The sequence below is a fragment of the Phaeobacter sp. 11ANDIMAR09 genome, from assembly GCF_001294455.1.
Lineage (GTDB): Bacteria > Pseudomonadota > Alphaproteobacteria > Rhodobacterales > Rhodobacteraceae > Pseudophaeobacter.
On record NZ_LIKT01000021.1, the window covers coordinates 1 to 15824 of the forward strand.

At 57.7% G+C, this 15824-nt stretch carries 17 protein-coding genes; 6 read left to right on the top strand and 11 right to left on the bottom strand.

The features are described from left to right. The 3 genes from AN476_RS22500 to AN476_RS16245 form a co-directional block, all read left to right on the top strand. The coding region (locus AN476_RS22500) for an IS30 family transposase (protein ID WP_172684842.1) at positions 1 to 183 on the top strand (183 nt) is incomplete at its 5' end. A 228-nt stretch (positions 184 to 411) separates the two neighbouring features. Next, complete coding sequence (locus tag AN476_RS16240) at positions 412 to 1101, top strand: sulfotransferase family 2 domain-containing protein (RefSeq protein WP_054462653.1); 690 nt, start codon at positions 412 to 414, stop codon at positions 1099 to 1101. Between the two features lie 100 nt (positions 1102 to 1201). Further along, positions 1202 to 1864: a Hint domain-containing protein gene (locus AN476_RS16245; RefSeq protein ID WP_054462654.1), complete on the top strand. Its 663-nt coding sequence runs from the start codon at positions 1202 to 1204 to the stop codon at positions 1862 to 1864. A gap of 231 nt (positions 1865 to 2095) precedes the next feature. Here AN476_RS16245 and AN476_RS16250 read toward each other — a convergent pair whose 3' ends face one another. From AN476_RS16250 to AN476_RS16300, 11 genes are all read right to left on the bottom strand, one after another. Continuing rightward, the gene (locus tag AN476_RS16250; protein WP_054462655.1) at positions 2096 to 3190 is read right to left on the bottom strand and encodes a hypothetical protein; all 1095 of its coding nucleotides are present in this window, start codon (positions 3188 to 3190) and stop codon (positions 2096 to 2098) included. A gap of 261 nt (positions 3191 to 3451) precedes the next feature. Beyond that, complete coding sequence (locus tag AN476_RS16255; RefSeq protein ID WP_054462656.1) at positions 3452 to 3790, bottom strand: hypothetical protein; 339 nt, start codon at positions 3788 to 3790, stop codon at positions 3452 to 3454. Positions 3791 to 4041: 251 nt separating this feature from the next. Further along, positions 4042 to 6246: a 3-hydroxyacyl-CoA dehydrogenase NAD-binding domain-containing protein gene (locus tag AN476_RS16260; protein ID WP_054462657.1), complete on the bottom strand. Its 2205-nt coding sequence runs from the start codon at positions 6244 to 6246 to the stop codon at positions 4042 to 4044. After that, positions 6243 to 6728: a cupin domain-containing protein gene (locus AN476_RS16265; protein ID WP_054462658.1), complete on the bottom strand. Its 486-nt coding sequence runs from the start codon at positions 6726 to 6728 to the stop codon at positions 6243 to 6245. The genes AN476_RS16260 and AN476_RS16265 overlap by 4 nt, the downstream gene beginning before the upstream one ends. Then, positions 6728 to 7939 carry an acetyl-CoA C-acetyltransferase gene (locus tag AN476_RS16270; protein ID WP_054462659.1) on the bottom strand — a complete coding sequence of 404 codons (1212 nt, stop codon included), beginning with the start codon at positions 7937 to 7939 and terminating at the stop codon, positions 6728 to 6730. The genes AN476_RS16265 and AN476_RS16270 overlap by 1 nt, the downstream gene beginning before the upstream one ends. A gap of 10 nt (positions 7940 to 7949) precedes the next feature. Continuing rightward, positions 7950 to 8582: a glutathione S-transferase family protein gene (locus AN476_RS16275; RefSeq protein WP_054462660.1), complete on the bottom strand. Its 633-nt coding sequence runs from the start codon at positions 8580 to 8582 to the stop codon at positions 7950 to 7952. Between the two features lie 280 nt (positions 8583 to 8862). After that, positions 8863 to 10014: an acyl-CoA dehydrogenase family protein gene (locus AN476_RS16280; RefSeq protein WP_054462661.1), complete on the bottom strand. Its 1152-nt coding sequence runs from the start codon at positions 10012 to 10014 to the stop codon at positions 8863 to 8865. A 43-nt stretch (positions 10015 to 10057) separates the two neighbouring features. Beyond that, complete coding sequence (locus AN476_RS16285; RefSeq protein ID WP_054462662.1) at positions 10058 to 10270, bottom strand: hypothetical protein; 213 nt, start codon at positions 10268 to 10270, stop codon at positions 10058 to 10060. Positions 10271 to 10359: 89 nt separating this feature from the next. After that, on the bottom strand, positions 10360 to 12141 hold the full coding sequence (locus tag AN476_RS16290) for an acyl-CoA dehydrogenase C-terminal domain-containing protein (protein ID WP_054462663.1): 1782 nt from the start codon (positions 12139 to 12141) through the stop codon (positions 10360 to 10362). An 83-nt stretch (positions 12142 to 12224) separates the two neighbouring features. Beyond that, positions 12225 to 12629, bottom strand: a complete 405-nt coding sequence (locus AN476_RS16295) for a MerR family DNA-binding transcriptional regulator (protein ID WP_054462729.1) — start codon at positions 12627 to 12629, stop codon at positions 12225 to 12227. A gap of 372 nt (positions 12630 to 13001) precedes the next feature. Further along, entirely contained in the window at positions 13002 to 13370 is a 369-nt protein-coding gene (locus AN476_RS16300) for a MerR family DNA-binding transcriptional regulator (protein WP_054462664.1), read from the bottom strand. Between the two features lie 128 nt (positions 13371 to 13498). On the opposite strand from AN476_RS16300, the gene AN476_RS16305 reads away from it, so the two are divergent. From AN476_RS16305 to AN476_RS16315, 3 genes are all read left to right on the top strand, one after another. Then, positions 13499 to 13921 (top strand): PaaI family thioesterase, encoded by a 423-nt coding sequence (locus AN476_RS16305; RefSeq protein ID WP_054462665.1) that lies wholly within the window; start codon positions 13499 to 13501, stop codon positions 13919 to 13921. After that, complete coding sequence (locus tag AN476_RS16310; RefSeq protein ID WP_054462666.1) at positions 13918 to 14433, top strand: PaaI family thioesterase; 516 nt, start codon at positions 13918 to 13920, stop codon at positions 14431 to 14433. Before AN476_RS16305 ends, AN476_RS16310 begins: the two co-directional genes overlap by 4 nt. A 66-nt stretch (positions 14434 to 14499) precedes the next feature. After that, positions 14500 to 15819, top strand: coding sequence for an MATE family efflux transporter (locus AN476_RS16315; protein ID WP_054462667.1), 1320 nt, complete (start codon positions 14500 to 14502; stop codon positions 15817 to 15819). Positions 15820 to 15824 lie beyond the last annotated feature (5 nt).

Consider the following 15824-nt stretch of genomic DNA (forward strand, 5'->3'; position numbering starts at 1 on the left):
GGAACGAACGAGAACACAAATCGATTGCTGAGACAGTACTACCCAAAGGGCACAGATTTGTCGATACATAGTCAGGCAAAGCTCAGCGCAGTCGCAAGACAACTGAATGAACGACCTCGAAAAACGCTGGGATACGAAACTCCAGCAGAACGGTTTAACGCATGTCTTGCGTCGACCCGTTGAATCCACCGCTGATAGCTGACGTTCATGGGCCGTTGAAATCTACTGTTTCGCCAATTGCCAAAGCGCCGCTTTGGCAGCGCCCGAACCGTCCCTATGGGGCGGGCGCTTCGCGTCCCACCCCTCGGTTCGGACGCGCTAGCTGTCAGCCCGGATCAATGGCAGCTCTGTCTCGCCCAGCCGCAAAGAGCAGGCGTTTTCTTCTGCCACCAGATAACGTAGCTTGGCGTCATGATCCTGTCGCGCGGCCGTAAATATCTGTTCATACATATCCCCAAAACCGGCGGCACCGCGCTGGCGCTGGCGCTGGAGACGCGGGCCATGCGCGACGATATGATGCTGGGGGATACCCCAAAGGCCAAGAACCGCCGTCGCCGTTTGCAGGGCATCAAGACCGCAGGCCGCTTGTGGAAACACTCCACCCTGGCGGACCTCTCTGGGCTGATCCCCGAGGATGAATTGAGCGCACTGTTCACCTTTACCCTGGTGCGCAACCCCTGGGACCGGGCGGTGAGCTACTATCACTGGCTGCGCGAACAGGGATTTGATCACCCGGCAGTGCATCTATCCAAATCATTGGAGTTCAAAGAGTTTATCCTGCACCCCGTAGTCCTGCGCAGCTTTGAGACCAGTAGCGCACCCAGCTATATGCGCCATGCGGATGGGACAGAGCAATGCCAGCTCTATATCCGGCTCGAACACTTTGCCAGCGATGCCGCGCCGCTGTTTCACCACCTCGGTTTTGACCTGGATTTGCCTGTCGAGAATGCCTCCAACCGGCAACGGGACTGGCGCGATTACTATGACGATCAGACGCAGGCCGCACTTGCCCAGGCCTGCCACGAAGAAATAACGCGATTTGAATATTCTTTTAACGATTTCGACCTAGCCTTGGATCAAAGGGGCCGCGCAGCCGGGTGAGATCACAGCAGAGATTCTCTCCGGCCTGGCTGAGCCCAGACAAGGATAGCAGCGCCACAACCCAAGGGGATGCAGGTGCCGCCGCAGAGGAGAGATCGAAATGCTGGATTGGTTTCAAAAACGCCTGAGCTTTGGAGCAGAATTGTCGGTTCCGCCGGTATCTGTCGGGCAGGGCGGTTTTCTGTCAGGCACCCATGTGGCCTCCAATATGGGCTGGCGCCCGGTCGAGGCGCTCTGTGCCGGTGACAAGGTGCTGACCTTTGATCATGGCATGCAGACCGTGGTCGAAATGGTGCGTGAGACGGTGCAGCTTCAGGCCGGTGAGATCGACCCAACGCGCTGCCCCATGCATATCCCCCGCGACGCGCTGAACAACCGGGTGCCCATGTGGCTGATGCCTGATCAGGGCGTGTTGATGGAAAGCGACCTGATTGAGGACCACCAGGGCGATCCCTTTGCCGTGGTGCCTGCCTCGACGCTGGATGGCTACCGGGGCATCTGCCGCTTGCACCCGGACAATGAGCTGCAACTGATCACCCCGCGTTTTGAGCAGGACGAAGTCATCTATCTTGAAGCGGGCCTCTTGGGCTATTGCCCGGCGCCACGGGATTTGCTGACCATTGGGGTGGAGCTACAAGAGGATATCTACAAGGTCCTGCCCATTGAGGAGGCCTGCGAGTTGATCGAGGCAATGACCACTTCTGAGACCATGATGATGGGCAGCGCCCTGCCGATGATGCCTTCGGGCGCCTTTCAGATGTAGATCAGGTTTCAAGGCCCAAACAGGCCGCTTGGCCTGTTGCTAAGCTGCCCAAAGCCTGCTCGCTTTGGGCAGTTTTTGTTTGTGGCGTGTAGCTTTCCAAGAACTTTTGATTTTGCCTTTGGGGAACGGCCTCAGAGGCTGTCGTCTAGGGGAAGCGCAGCGAAGCTCTGGAATGAGCCCGGAGTGACCAATGCTGCAGTTTGCTTGAATGTCTGCTAAGGTTACTTCGGCTTACGCAAGTTGCGCTGAAAAGTCAGTCGCGAACCAGCCGTCATCGTTGATGACATGCATCCAAGCCCCTCTTCCGGCAAGCTGGCATCTGTCGATCCAATTTCGATCTGGAAGTCTCCCAATAACACTCTGCGGCCGTCCTAGGCTCTGGCCGTTTCGCTGCAATAGGTGGAACGTATTTGTAGGCTCTCTGTATTGACTTGAAAACAAGAACCCTTGGTCAGCAACAGCAAAGGCGCTTGATCCGGAAACAGAAACACCAGACAGGATCTCGGAGCGGAAGTTCCCATCAACAGAGCACAAATCGAAGTCGCTATAAACGTATGCCCAGCGTTCTTCGCGTTGAGCATTGAATGCATAGCAGTCGCCGATGAAGGCAGAGTTTTCTGGGCCGTTAAATGCCCATAGTTCTTTGCCGTCATCGGCAAAGCAAACTAGGCCGCCCGCGCCGGGGCCGGGCGGTCCTGGATGGTTCCAGCCAAAGTTTCCAAATACACCCTCATCGAAATACGACACCCAAATCCGGTCGTTCTCATCGATACTTAGGTTGGCAATTCCGTCGCCAAGTAATATCCGGCTTATCTGTCCTGTTGCTGGGTCAAAGATGACACCGTTCCTGTCGAAGTCATCAGTGCCGCGCCAGCGACAACGTGCACCTGCGAGTAATATCCGTCCGTCACAAAACAAGTCACAAATTGGAAAGGTGATATCTAGCGGAGGAAGGTCTATCTCCGTTGCGGTGCCATTATACAAAACGATTAGTTTAAATCTGGCTTCAGCGTTCATGCTCGTGTTGGGAAATATTGCACCGCCCGCATTCCTGAATGCTCCCAAGACCCGATCTTTTAGGAGCTTCTGAGTAAACAGAAAGAGGCCCTTTCCATCGGTAGAGATCGATGTGGAAACGTATTCGTACCCCGCAGGAGCTATGGGTCGCCCAGCGATAAATTCAAAATCAAAAGTAACAGTACGTGGCAATTCTAGGAACCTTGAGTAATTCAAACCGCGGAAAATTGAAGCGCCACCATTGGCTAATATCGGTCCATTGTCGAGAGTGACAAAGCGGTCGTTGGTGCAAGAGCTGCGAAAGCTCACTTCGTCCGCTCAGCCGACCTTGACCTCCTGCCTCAGTACCGATTTGGTGTGCTGGTGCGGAGAACGGCGGCAGTGAGCCCGCTTTGCCATATTTCCACCGCGCAGCGAATGTCAGCTCGCACAGATGTGTATATGATTTCCCAATAACCAATAGGTTCAGAAAGAGTTTTCGGCAGCGCAAATGAGGGTGTTCTGAGGCCGCTCCAAAAACGGTTCTTCTGCGGAGATGTTAAAAAGCTCTGCTTTCTTGAGTGAAATCAGTTATTTTCTCATGCTACCTTTCTCTAAGACTTCTTCTAAGAAAGCTCCGCCATACATTTGATAGACATTTAGGTAGGAGATTTCAGCATCATAATCACCAAATTTATAGGACCGGATATGTTCTGCCGATTCAAACATTTTTTCAGGATAATTTTTGAGGGCTTGAACGCACAAAATATCTGGCAGTTTTGCATTGAGCTTGTCGCGCTGTTGCGTTGCGCAAACCTCCTCAATTTTTTGAAGCCAAGAATAGTATCTAGGATCTTCAGCCTCTTTAAGTGCCTGCTCAAAAAGGTGATCGTGCTGCCTGCATATGGAGTATAGTTCCCAAAACTTCATATACTCTTCCTAAAACTTAGCTGCAGATAAAACCATCTTCGTGTGCTTGTACTGAAAATGGTCGTTTTTGGAAAGTCACCAAACCGGACATTGGCGCATCTGCAGCGAAATGGCGCTTTGTCCGCAGAGCCGACCTTGACCTGTTAAAGTCTGGATGTCTGTATCTGCCGATGTTCTTGGAAAGTCCCCCAAAAAAACCGCCCCCAAATATATCGGAGGCGGTGTTAGTTCTGTCAGACCAGTTGCAGATCTTACGCAGCAGATGCAGCGTCCGGGTTGAAGCGGCCGTAGAAGGTCTGGCCCTTGGCAGCCATTTCGCGCAGCAGCTCTGGGCAGGCGAAACGTTCGCCGTAGGCTGCGGTCAGCTGATCACAGCGCTCGGCCGCATAGGGCGTGCCGATGATGTCGAGCCAGCTGAGCGGGCCGCCGGACCAGGGGGCAAAGCCCCAGGCCAGAACCGCGCCCACATCGCCTTCGCGGATGTCTTCCAACACGCCTTCTTCCAGCGCCCGTACCGCTTCCAGAACCTGGGCAAACATCAGACGTTCCTGCACCTCGATAAGGTCAGGCTGATCTTCGGCCAGCGGGTATTTGTCCTGCATGCCTTTCCAATAGCCTGTGCGCTTGCCCTTCTCATCATAGTCAAAGAAGCCCGCGTTTGATTTGCGCCCCAGGCGGCCCAGATCTTCCATCCAGAAGATCATGTCATCCGCTGGGCTGTCGGGGTATTCATTGCCCATGGCGGCCTTGGTGGCGCGGGCGATTTTGGCGCCCAGATCAATCGAGGTCTCATCAGTGAGCTGAATGGGGCCAACAGGGAAACCTAGCTGACGCGCCGCATTGTCGATCAGCACCGGCGAGACACCTTCGGTGATCATCCGTGCGCCCTCATTCACGTAAGGAATGATGCAGCGGTTGGCATAGAAGAAGCGCGCGTCATTGACGACAATCGGCGTCTTCTTGATCTGGCGCACATAGTCCAGTGCCTTGGCGACGGCGCGCGGGCCAGTCTCTTTGCCCTTGATGATCTCCACCAGGAACATCTTCTCAACCGGCGAGAAGAAGTGGATGCCGATGAACTGCTCGGGGCGGCTTGACGCCTCGGCCAGGCCGGTGATCGGCAGGGTCGAGGTGTTGGAGGCAAAGATGCAGTCTTCGGGGATGACGGCTTCGACCTTCTTGGTCATCTCTGCCTTCACGGCAGGATCCTCAAAGACCGCCTCGATGATCAGATCGCAGCCTTTCAGCGCGTCCAGATCAGGGGTGGCGGTGATACGGGCCAGCATCGCGTCTTTCTTGTCCTGAGTGACCTTGCCGCGCTTCATCCCCTTGTCGAGGTAGCTCTCGGTATAGGCCTTGCCCTTGTCGGCAGCTTCCTGGTCGCGGTCGATCAGAACCACTTCCATACCGGCCTGGGCCGAGACCAGCGCGATGCCAGCGCCCATCATGCCCGCGCCCAGCACGCCGAGCTTTTGCACGCGCTGATCGGGGATGTCCTTGGGCCGCACCGCGCCTTTTTCCAGCGCTTCCTTGTTGATGAACAATGAACGGATCATCGCACCAGATGAAGGGTTCATCAGCACAGAGGTGAACCAGCGCGCCTCGATCTTGAGCGCGGTGTCAAAGTCCACCAGCGCGCCCTCATAGACGGCGCTCAGCAGCGCCTTGGCGGCTGGGAAGGCACCCTGGGTCTTGCCGTGCACCATGGCCGATGCACCAACAAAGTTCATGAAGCCAGCGGGATGGTAGGGGGCGCCACCGGGCATCTTGTAGCCCTTGGCATCCCAAGGCTTTACCAGATCCGCGCCAGAAGCATTCAGCACCCATTCCTTGGCGGCGGCAACGGGATCAGCGGCGATCTCGTCAACATAACCGGCACCCTTGGCCTTTTTCACGTCCAGCATCTTGCCTTCCAGCAAGAGCGGAGCGGCGGCAATGGCGCCAACCTTGCGCACCATGCGGGTGGTGCCGCCGGCACCAGGGAAGATGCCAACCATGATTTCCGGCAGGCCATACTTGGCCTTTGGGTTCTCGGCTGCAAAAATCCGGTGGGTCGACAGCGGCAGCTCCATGCCGATGCCTGCTGCGGTGCCGGGCAGGGCGGTGGCGATTGGCTTGCCGCCTTTTTTGGTTTTCAGATCCATGCCGGCCAGCTCGATCTTGCGCAGCAGGGCATGCATTTTCATGGTGCCTTCAAAGACACCGCGGGCAGGATCGTCGCCGGCCTCTTCCTTCATCACCGCCAGCAGGTTCAGGTCCATGCCCCCAGCAAAAGAGCCTTCTTTGCCAGAGGTGATCACCACGCCTTTGATCTCGTCATCCGCCAGGGCCTGATCGATGCAGGCCTCAAGCTGTGACAACCCGTCAAAGGACATCACGTTCATGGTTTTGCCGGGAACATCCCAGGTGATTGTTGCGACGCCATCTGCGTCCTTGGAAAGCGTAAACTCACTCATGTCTCGTCTCCGATTTGGTCAGCCGTCAGCGGGCTGCCGTCTTTGCGGGTAAAGCTGGCGCCCGTTGCGTCCATTTCTACCTTCATGTCCATATCGCTGTAATAAGCGGTCTCTGTCGGGGTCCGGGTGCCCACCACCAGAAAGCTGGCCGGCGCCTCGGTATTGTTCTTCAGGTGATGGCCATTGGCCTCACCGGCTGGAAAGCTGGCGCAATCGCCGGGCAGCATCTCGTGCTCCCCGTCGTCATCGATCAGGGTCAGCGCGCCGCTCAGCATCACCAGGAATTCATCCTGTTGCATGTGGTAGTGGCGCAGTGACGACAGCCCGCCGGGTTCAAGCCGCACGATATTGATGCCCGATTGGGTCAACCCGCTGGCGTCGCCTATGCGCTGCACAAAGCGGCCCGCAGTTGCCTCGGCCAGCTTACCCGGGTAGCTAGAGCCCCCCTGAAAGGGGATTTGTGCCAGATCCAGCTTGGGCATCAGACGCGCTCGATGATGGTGGCAGCACCCATGCCCGAGGCAATGCAAAGCGTGGCCAGGCCCATTTCTTTGTCTTGGCGTTCCAGCTCATCCAGCAATGTGCCAATGATCATGGCACCAGTTGCGCCCAGCGGGTGGCCCATAGCGATGGAGCCGCCATTGGGGTTGACCACGGCTGGATCTACATCAAAGGCCTGCTGGAAGCGCATGACAACAGAGGCAAAGGCCTCGTTGACTTCAAAGAGATCCAGATCAGAGATCACCATACCGTTGTCGGCCAGGATTTTCTGGGTCACAGGCACTGGGCCGGTCAGCATGATGGTGGGATCGGTGCCGATCTTGGCAGTGGCCTTGATGCGCGCACGGGGCTTCAACCCATATTGCTCACCAAATTCCTTGTTGCCGATCAGCACAGCCGCCGCACCATCGACGATACCAGAGGAGTTCCCAGCGTGGTGGATGTGGTTGATCCGCTCAAGGTGGGGGTATTTCAGCATCGCCACCTTGTCGAAACCGGGCATCTGCTCGCCCATCATCTGGAACGAGGCATTCAGCGCGCCAAGCGATTGCATATCGGTGCCGGGGCGCATGTATTCGTCGTGGTCCAGAATGGCGATGCCGTTCTGGTCGCGCACGGTGATCACCGATTTTGAAAACCGGTTGTCGTCCCAGGCCGCTTTGGCGCGGCGCTGGCTCTCTACGGCCAGAGCATCGGCCTGCTCGCGGGTGAAACCGTACTCAGTGGCGATAATATCGGCCGAGATGCCCTGGGGCACAAAATAGGTCTCCATCGCCAGGCTGGGATCAACCGCAATGGCCGCCCCATCCGAGCCCATGGCAACGCGGCCCATCATCTCGACACCACCAGCGATATAGGCCTGGCCAGCGCCGCCCTTGACCTGGTTGGCGGCCAGGTTCACGGCCTCCATCCCAGAGGCGCAGAACCGGTTGATGGCGAGGCCAGGAATGCTTTGATCCAGATCAGAGGCCAACACGGCAGAGCGCGCCAGACAGCCGCCCTGTTCCATCACCTGGGTCACATTGCCCCAGATCACATCCTCAACGGCATGGCCTTCCAGGTTGTTACGCTCTTTCATCGCATTCAGCGTCAGCGCAGAAAGGCGCACCGAGGTCACCTCGTGCAAGGACCCGTCCTTGCGGCCCTTGCCCCGTGGGGTGCGGATGGCATCGTAAATATAAGCTTCGGTCATGAGTGTCTCCTCAAGCGCGGTCCGACGGATTGCCGGGCATTAGATCATAGGGGTGTTTCCAGCCGGGCGTTGCGCTGATGCGCGACAGCCAAGCGTCGATATTGGGGTAGTCTTTGCGGTCAAAGCCAAAGGGCTCATCGTAAAACAGGTAGCCGCAACAGGTGAGATCGGCATTGGTCATACTGTCGCCCACCAACCAGTCGCGGCCTTCAAGTTGGTTCTCCAGGGTGGCAAAGGCCGCTTTCAGGCGCCCCTGCATAAAGCTGATCACCTCTTGCGGGCGTTTGTCTTTGGGCAGAAAGTTCATCAAAAATCGGGTCATTCCAACCTGGCTCGAAAGTTTGTGGTTGTCCCACAGCACCCAGCGCAGGACTTCGTATTTGTCCTCAGATTTGCCGCCAAATTTTCCGGTCTTGTCCGTAATATACTGTTGTATCACCCCGGATTGTGACAGCTGCACATCGCCATCTATCAATACCGGCGCTTCAGCCATGACATTGAGATCACGATAATCTGCGCCGCGATGCTGTCCTGCGAAAAAGTCGACGAAAACTGGTTCCCAGGCCTGCCCTGACAGTTCCAGTGCCAGGGCTGCCTTGTAGGAATGCCCGGATTCGCCAAAACAATGTAGTTTGATTGTCATGTGTCTCTCCCCCTCAACTGTTGCCCGTTGGGGGTTTCACACCCCCAAACCCCCGTGGAATATTTGTGGAAAGATGATGGGGGTTTTGCATCTTTTGGTTGAATATGTGCTATATTTGGCAGGCGGTACAGGCTGGAAAGCCGATGACCGCGAAAGGTGATGTCGTCCCTGCCCATTTGGCGAAGGCTTGGGGGTGGGGACGCATTTTCAATATCATCTTTCTCCAAATATTCCCGCCGGAGGCATCCCACGGTTGCCCTATGTGATACGGGGGGCTGGGTCACAGGGACCTCCCGATCAATTCTTTCATGATCTCATTGGTGCCGCCATAGATGCGTTGCACGCGGGCGTCAGTCCACATTTCCGCGACCGCATATTCCTGCATGAATCCATAGCCACCGTGCATCTGCAGGCATTCGTCCAGCACCTCGCCCTGGGTGTCGGTGGTCCAGTATTTTGCCATCGCGGCTTTCTCGACGGTCAGTTCCCCTCTCAGGTGCTCCACCATGCATTCGTCAAGAAAGGCGCGGGCGACCTTGGTTTTGGTCAGGCATTCCACCAGTTTGAAGCGGGTGTTCTGAAACTGGGTCAGAGGGCCGCCAAAGGCCTCGCGCTCTTTGCAATAGTCTATTGTACGTGCAACGGCGCCTTCCATGGCGCCAACCGCGCCACAGGCGATGATCAGACGTTCCTGCGGCAGTTGCTGCATCATCTGATAAAAACCCTTGCCTTCTTCCTGGCCCAGGATGTTTTCCGGCGGGATCTCGACATTGTCAAAGAACAGCTCCGAGGTATCTGCTGCGTGCAAGCCGATCTTGTCTAGGTTACGCCCGCGCGAAAACCCTGCCGCCCCATCGGTTTCCAACGCAACCAGGGACACGCCTTTGGAGCCGAGGCTGGGGTCGGTCTTGGCTGCCACTAGGATCAGATTGGCGTGCTGGCCATTGGTGATGAAAGTCTTTTGGCCGGACAGACGATAGGCATTGCCTTCGCGGACCGCCTTGGTCTTGATCCGCTGCACGTCCGAGCCTGTGGAGGGTTCGGTCATCGCCAGGGCACCGACCAACTCCCCCGTGATCATCTTGGGCAGCCAGCGAATTTTCTGCTCTTCGGTGCCGTATTGCAGGATGTAATGGGCAACGATGCCGGAATGGATGCCATGGCCCCAGCTGGCGAGATTGGCGCGGCTGGCCTCGATCAGGATCGCCGCCTCATGGCCGAAATCACCGCCGACGCCGCCGTATTCCTCGGGGATGGAGGGGCAGAGCAGGCCCAATGCGCCCGCTTCAGTCCAGGTTTCGCGCTCCATCATGCCCTGTTTGCGCCAGGTCTCGTATTTGGGCATCCATTCGTTGGTGATGAACTGCGCCGTCATATCGGCCAGCATCTGGTGCTCGTCAGTCATCCAGGCGGAACGCGTTTGGCTCGTCATATCTCTCCCATTGCCCGTCTTGGCATACGCGCCTTTCGGGCCCTTATTTCTTGCGGTTCTCCAGCGCGCTGTTGAACAGGCGCAGCCGGTGGCCGAGGTTGTCTTGGTCCGTCACGCTGTCGAAATTCTCAAACAGAAATGACAGAGCTTCGCCTTCGTCCAATCCGGCCTCATGGGCAAAGCGCTTAAGCCTGCGATAGCCGTCTTCTGTCATCGCGACCGGAAAGCGGCGGGTGAGGCGGAAACGTTTTGGCATGGGTTCTCCTTTGGCATTGCCTGTGAGCCCCCGGACCGGATAAGGCACCCCCTGTTTCCAGGGGAGGCCTTGTGGTTTTCCCAAATGGATCAGAAGCTTGCCGCATCCAGAGCCATGACTGTATCCGCCCCTGTTTCAATCCGGGCCAGATGCAGTTTGGTGGCGGGCAGCCTCCGCGCCATATAGTACCGGCCGGTGGCAATCTTTGTCTCATAGAACGCCGCGTCAGAGGCCCCTGCGTCAAGCGCTTCGATGGCGGCTTTGCCCATCTTGGCCCACATCAGGCCCAAGCAGACATGACCAAACATATGCATGAAGTCATAGGAACCGGACAGGGCGTTGTTTGGATTTTTCATGCCATTTTGCATGAAATACATCGAGGCCGCCTGCAGATCCTTGGAGGCTGCTTTCAGGGGCTCGAGAAAGCCTTTGGCGTAATCTTCGCTCAGCTCGGCATTGTCCTTGCAGAAGGATTTAACCAGCTCAAAGAAGCCCATCAGATGCTTGCCGCCGTCCACGGCCAGCTTGCGACCCACCAGATCCAGGGCCTGAACGCCATTGGCGCCTTCATAGATCTGGGCGATACGCGCGTCGCGGGTGTACTGGCTCATACCGTGCTCTTCGATATAGCCGTGACCACCAAAGACCTGCTGGGCCTTGACGGTCATGTCGTAGCCCTCATCCGAGAGGAAGCCTTTGATCACCGGGGTCAGCAGGGAGATCAGGCCGTCGGCGTCTTTGTTGCTGTCGCGATGCGCCTGGTCGATCATGGTGGAGCCCCAGAGCAGGAAGGCACGGCCACCTTCGACAAAGCTCTTTTGATCCATCAGCGAGCGGCGAATGTCAGGATGCACGATCAGCGGATCGGCGGGGCCGTCGGGGTTTTTCACGCCAGTCACGTCGCGGCCCTGCAGCCGGTCCTTGGCGTATTCCACCGCGTTCTGATAGGCGGCTTCGGCCTGGCTCACGCCCTGCATGCCGACCCCCAGACGGGCCTCATTCATCATGGTGAACATGGCGCGCATGCCCTTGTGGGCATCGCCCAGCAGGTAGCCAGTGGCCTCGTCATAGTTCATCACACAGGTGGAATTGCCGTGGATGCCCATCTTTTTCTCGATATTGCCCACCGAGACACCATTGCGCGCGCCGGGGGTGCCATCCTCGTTGAGGGCGAATTTGGGTACGATAAAGAGCGAGACACCTTTGATGCCATCGGGGCCGCCAGGGATCTTGGCCAGCACCAGATGGATCACATTGTCAGACATGTCGTGGTCCCCGGCCGAGATAAAGATCTTCTGGCCCGAAACCTTGTAGCTGCCATCGTCCTGCGGCTCTGCTTTGGTGCGCATCAGACCCAGGTCGGTGCCGCAATGGGGCTCGGTCAGGTTCATGGTGCCGGTCCACTCGCAAGAGACCATTTTGGGAAGATAGGTGTCCTTCTGCTCATCGGTACCATGGGCCAGGATGGCCGCCGCCGCGCCATGGGTCAGGCCCTGATACATCACAAAGGCCTGGTTCGCCGAAGAGAACATCTCGCCCACTGCAGTGCCCAGCACATAGGGCATGTTCTGACCACCGTATTGCTCGGGCATGTCGAGACCGGTCCAGCCGCCTTCCTTGACCTGCTCAAAAGCCGCTTTGAAACCGGTGGGGGTATAGACCACTCCGTTTTCCAGACGGCAGCCTTCCTGATCACCCACCACGTTCAGCGGGTGCAAAACCTCGGAGCTGATCTTACCGGCCTCTTCCAGAATGGCGGCGGTGAAGTCGCGCTCCAGATCTGCGTAGCCGGGGGTGGCGGCATCCGAGACTTTCAACACGTCATGCAGGATAAACTGGCTGTCTTTGGTGGGGGCTGTATAGACTGGCATCGGGGTCCTCGTTGGTAAAGACATCTTGTCTAGGTTGGTGCGCTGCCCAATCGGGCAGGGTCATTCGCAGGGCGGCAAGGGCGCTATTCGGCGGCCTTTTGTTCTGATTTCATCGAGGCGATGACTTTCTCGCCCCAGTTCAACTGGTCTTGAAGCTCTTCAATGGCTTCATTCAGCTCGTCCCGCTGGCGCACCATATCGGCCAGCCGGTCGCAGGCGATTTCATAGGTGCGCGACAGCTGGGTCACCTGCTGGTCACCGATATGATAGAGATCCAGAAGCTGACGGATCTCTTCCAGGCTGAAGCCAAAGCGCTTGCCGCGCAGGATCAGCTTGAGCCTGGCGCTGTCACGTTTGGTGAACAGGCGTTTCTGGCCATCGCGATGCGGAAACAACAGCTCCTTTGCCTCGTAAAAGCGCAGGGTGCGGGGCGTGACGCCAAAGGCATCACACATTTCGCGGATCGATCTTGTCTCTTCTTCTGTCATTTCTGTCATCGTCGTCACTCTTTGTCGGCCATGGGTCAGCAGTGTTCAGGTTGTGAACCCAAGCTGGGACGGTCTGGATGGTTTTACAACAGCATCTTGACGTTGACGTAAGCGGAACGCGGCGTCACTTTTGAAAGTGACGTAGCTGCCGGCGGTTTTTCCCCGGATTTACGGGCAACGGACCTTGGGGGTGGCAGGGGGGCTCTGCGATTAATAGAGCAGCGGCCGGGTGCAGTTTCGGATGTAGACTTTGAAGGTTCCGGCCGTGACAAGCTGGCCGAAGGACAGCAAAATGAGGGGCGAGACAAAAGGAAATGGCCCATCCTGCGCAGGCAGAATGGGCCATTTTAAATGTCTTGTTGGGTATTTTGTCTACTTCAAAAGGCTCTGTGTCGTTGCGCGCAGGCTGCCCAGTTCATCCAGTGCTTCGTCCAATTGTTCGCGCTGCTGCTGCAGCTCTCCCATCTGACGATCGGCCATCTCAATAAAGGCCTGCATCTGGGCCTGGTTGCCCTCGTTTTCGTAAATTAACAGCCACTGCCGAATTTCTTCCAGCTGAAAGCCGAATCTGCGGCCCCGCAGAATCAGCTTCATTCGCGCCCGTTCCCGAGCGCCGTAAAACCGGGACCGCCCTTCGCGGTCAGGTTTCAGCAGTTCGATATACTCATAATAACGCAAGGTTCGCGGCGTCACGTCGAACGCCGAACACATTTCCTTGAATGACAATCTTGCTTCGGTCATCCATCATCTCCCTCGCGCGCAACCTATGCACTTGAATTGGCCAGTGCAACCACCCAGCGTGTTGTGGGCTTGCTCTTTGTTCCGGGCGGGGCCACAAATAGGCCCAGGTCACAACAGGACACAGCCATATGGCAGATAAGACAAAACTCGCCCGCCAGTTCATTCAGGCCATTCCCCATGCCAATGAGCTGGGACTGGTACTGGAAGAGATCGGCGATGGGGTCGCCCGTATTTCAATGCCTTACGACAAAAAGCTCGTTGGGGATCCGAAAAGCGGCGTTGTTGCCGGCGGGGCGGTCTCTGCCTTGATGGATACCTGCTGCGGCGCGGCTGTGATGTGTCACCCGGATGCCCCCGGCGGGACCGCGACAATTGATCTGCGGATTGATTACATGCGCGCGGCCACCCCGGGCCAGACCATCACCACCCGCGCCACCTGCCATCACATCACCCGCAATGTCGCCTTTGTGCGCGCGGTTGCGATGGATGATGATACCGACCGGCCCGTGGCTACGGCCTCCGGCGCCTTTACAGTGGAGAATGGATTTTGAGCCGTCCCCGTCCAGAACATATCCAGGTGGTGAAACAGCGCCGTGATGCGGCGCTGAATGCGCTGCTCGATTCGGTGCCTTACATCCAATTCCTGAATGTCACCTTTGACCGGCGCGGCGATGAGCTGACGGCGCAGCTGAATTTCAGCGAAAAACACATCGGCAACCCCTTTCTGCCCGCCATCCATGGCGGGGTCACAGCGGCCTTTCTGGAGATCACCGCAATGATCTCGCTGAACTGGTCGCATCTGTGGGAACGCATTGAGAGCGGTGCGCTGGACCCGGAGGAAATGGCCAAGGGCATTCTGCCACGTCAGCCCAAGACCATCGACTTTACCGTCGATTACCTGCGTTCCGGCCTGCCGCGCGATGCCTATGCCCGCGCCACCATCAGCCGCGCCGGACGGCGCTATGCGTCGGTCCATGTCGAGGCCTGGCAGGATCACAAGGACAAGCTTTTTGCCCAGGGATCAGGCCATTTCCTGATGCCGCAGGATGACGACAAGAGCTGAGCCGGCCTAAATCCCTGACCCCCTGGATCCTTAAGGGGCAGGGGGGAAACAGAAAGAGACGCGCCCATGGCCGAGATGCAGGCAGAGATCACCCATGCGCGGGTGCTCAAGATCGCTGTGCCGATTGTGCTGTCCAATGCGACCGTGCCGATCTTGGGGGCGGTGGATACGGGCGTCGTAGGGCAGATGGGCACCGCTGCGCCGATTGGCGCCGTTGGCATCGGCGCGGTGATCCTGGCGACGATCTATTTTATCTTTGGCTTTCTGCGCATGGGCACCACCGGGCTGGTGGCGCAGGCCCGCGGCGCCGGGGAGGTGGCTGAAACCGGCGCATTGCTGATGCGGGGCATTCTGCTGGCTGCGGCTGCGGGCGTCACGTTTATCCTGTTGCAGGGGCTGTTGTTCTGGGGCGCTTTTCAATTGGCCCCCACCAGCGCCGAGGTGGAAACTCTGGCGCGCAGCTACCTGCAGATCCGGATCTGGGGCGCCCCTGCCACCATTGCGCTTTATGCGGTGACGGGCTGGCTGATCGCGGTGGAAAACACCCGTGGCGTTTTTGTGCTGCAGATCTGGATGAATGGGCTCAATATCATTCTGGATCTGTGGTTTGTGCTGGGGCTTGGTTGGGGCGTCGAGGGCGTCGCCATTGCCACCCTGATCGCAGAGTGGAGCGGCGTGTTGTTGGGGCTCTGGCTGTGTCGCGCCGCTTTTGCGGGCAGGCAGTGGTGCGATTGGCCTCGGGTCTTTGATCCGGTGCGCATTCGCCGTACGGCGCAGGTCAATGGCGATATCATGGTGCGCTCGGTTCTGCTGACGGGTTCCTTCACCACCTTTCTCTTTATCGGCGCTAAGTTTGGCGATGTCACTCTGGCGGCCAATCAGGTGCTGTTGCAATTTGTCGAGATCACCGCCTTTGCGCTGGATGGGTTTGCCTTTTCGGCGGAGGCGCTGGTGGGCGCCGCGATCGGCGCCAAGAACCGGGCTAACCTGCGTCGCGCCGCCTGGATATCCGCGCAATGGGGCCTGGGCTGTGCGGTGCTTCTGGCCGCAGGATTTGCCCTTGGCGGCCCCTACCTGATTGATCTGATGGCCAAATCACCCGAGGTCAGGCTAGAGGCTCGCGACTATCTGATCTGGGCGGCGGCGCTGCCGATTATCTCATTGGCGAGCTATATGTATGATGGCATCTATATCGGCGCCACCTGGACCCGCGACATGCGGATGGCGATGATGCAATCAGTGGCGATCTACGTGCTGGCGCTGGTGGCCTTGGTGCCGCTTATGGGCAATCACGGGCTCTGGGTGGCGCTGGTTGTGCTGAATGTGGCGCGCGGCGTGACGCTGGGGCTGCGTTACCCACGGCTGGAAGCCGGGATAGCGCACTAGTTTGC

Coding starts and splice junctions, on each gene's coding strand:
- AN476_RS16240 (WP_054462653.1), top strand. CDS start 412: ATGATCCTGTCGCGCGGCCGTAAATATCTGTTCATACATATCCCCAAA.
- AN476_RS16245 (WP_054462654.1), top strand. CDS start 1,202: ATGCTGGATTGGTTTCAAAAACGCCTGAGCTTTGGAGCAGAATTGTCG.
- AN476_RS16255 (WP_054462656.1), bottom strand. CDS start 3,790: ATGAAGTTTTGGGAACTATACTCCATATGCAGGCAGCACGATCACCTT.
- AN476_RS16260 (WP_054462657.1), bottom strand. CDS start 6,246: ATGAGTGAGTTTACGCTTTCCAAGGACGCAGATGGCGTCGCAACAATC.
- AN476_RS16265 (WP_054462658.1), bottom strand. CDS start 6,728: ATGCCCAAGCTGGATCTGGCACAAATCCCCTTTCAGGGGGGCTCTAGC.
- AN476_RS16270 (WP_054462659.1), bottom strand. CDS start 7,939: ATGACCGAAGCTTATATTTACGATGCCATCCGCACCCCACGGGGCAAG.
- AN476_RS16275 (WP_054462660.1), bottom strand. CDS start 8,582: ATGACAATCAAACTACATTGTTTTGGCGAATCCGGGCATTCCTACAAG.
- AN476_RS16280 (WP_054462661.1), bottom strand. CDS start 10,014: ATGACGAGCCAAACGCGTTCCGCCTGGATGACTGACGAGCACCAGATG.
- AN476_RS16285 (WP_054462662.1), bottom strand. CDS start 10,270: ATGCCAAAACGTTTCCGCCTCACCCGCCGCTTTCCGGTCGCGATGACA.
- AN476_RS16290 (WP_054462663.1), bottom strand. CDS start 12,141: ATGCCAGTCTATACAGCCCCCACCAAAGACAGCCAGTTTATCCTGCAT.
- AN476_RS16295 (WP_054462729.1), bottom strand. CDS start 12,629: ATGACAGAAGAAGAGACAAGATCGATCCGCGAAATGTGTGATGCCTTT.
- AN476_RS16300 (WP_054462664.1), bottom strand. CDS start 13,370: ATGACCGAAGCAAGATTGTCATTCAAGGAAATGTGTTCGGCGTTCGAC.
- AN476_RS16305 (WP_054462665.1), top strand. CDS start 13,499: ATGGCAGATAAGACAAAACTCGCCCGCCAGTTCATTCAGGCCATTCCC.
- AN476_RS16315 (WP_054462667.1), top strand. CDS start 14,500: ATGGCCGAGATGCAGGCAGAGATCACCCATGCGCGGGTGCTCAAGATC.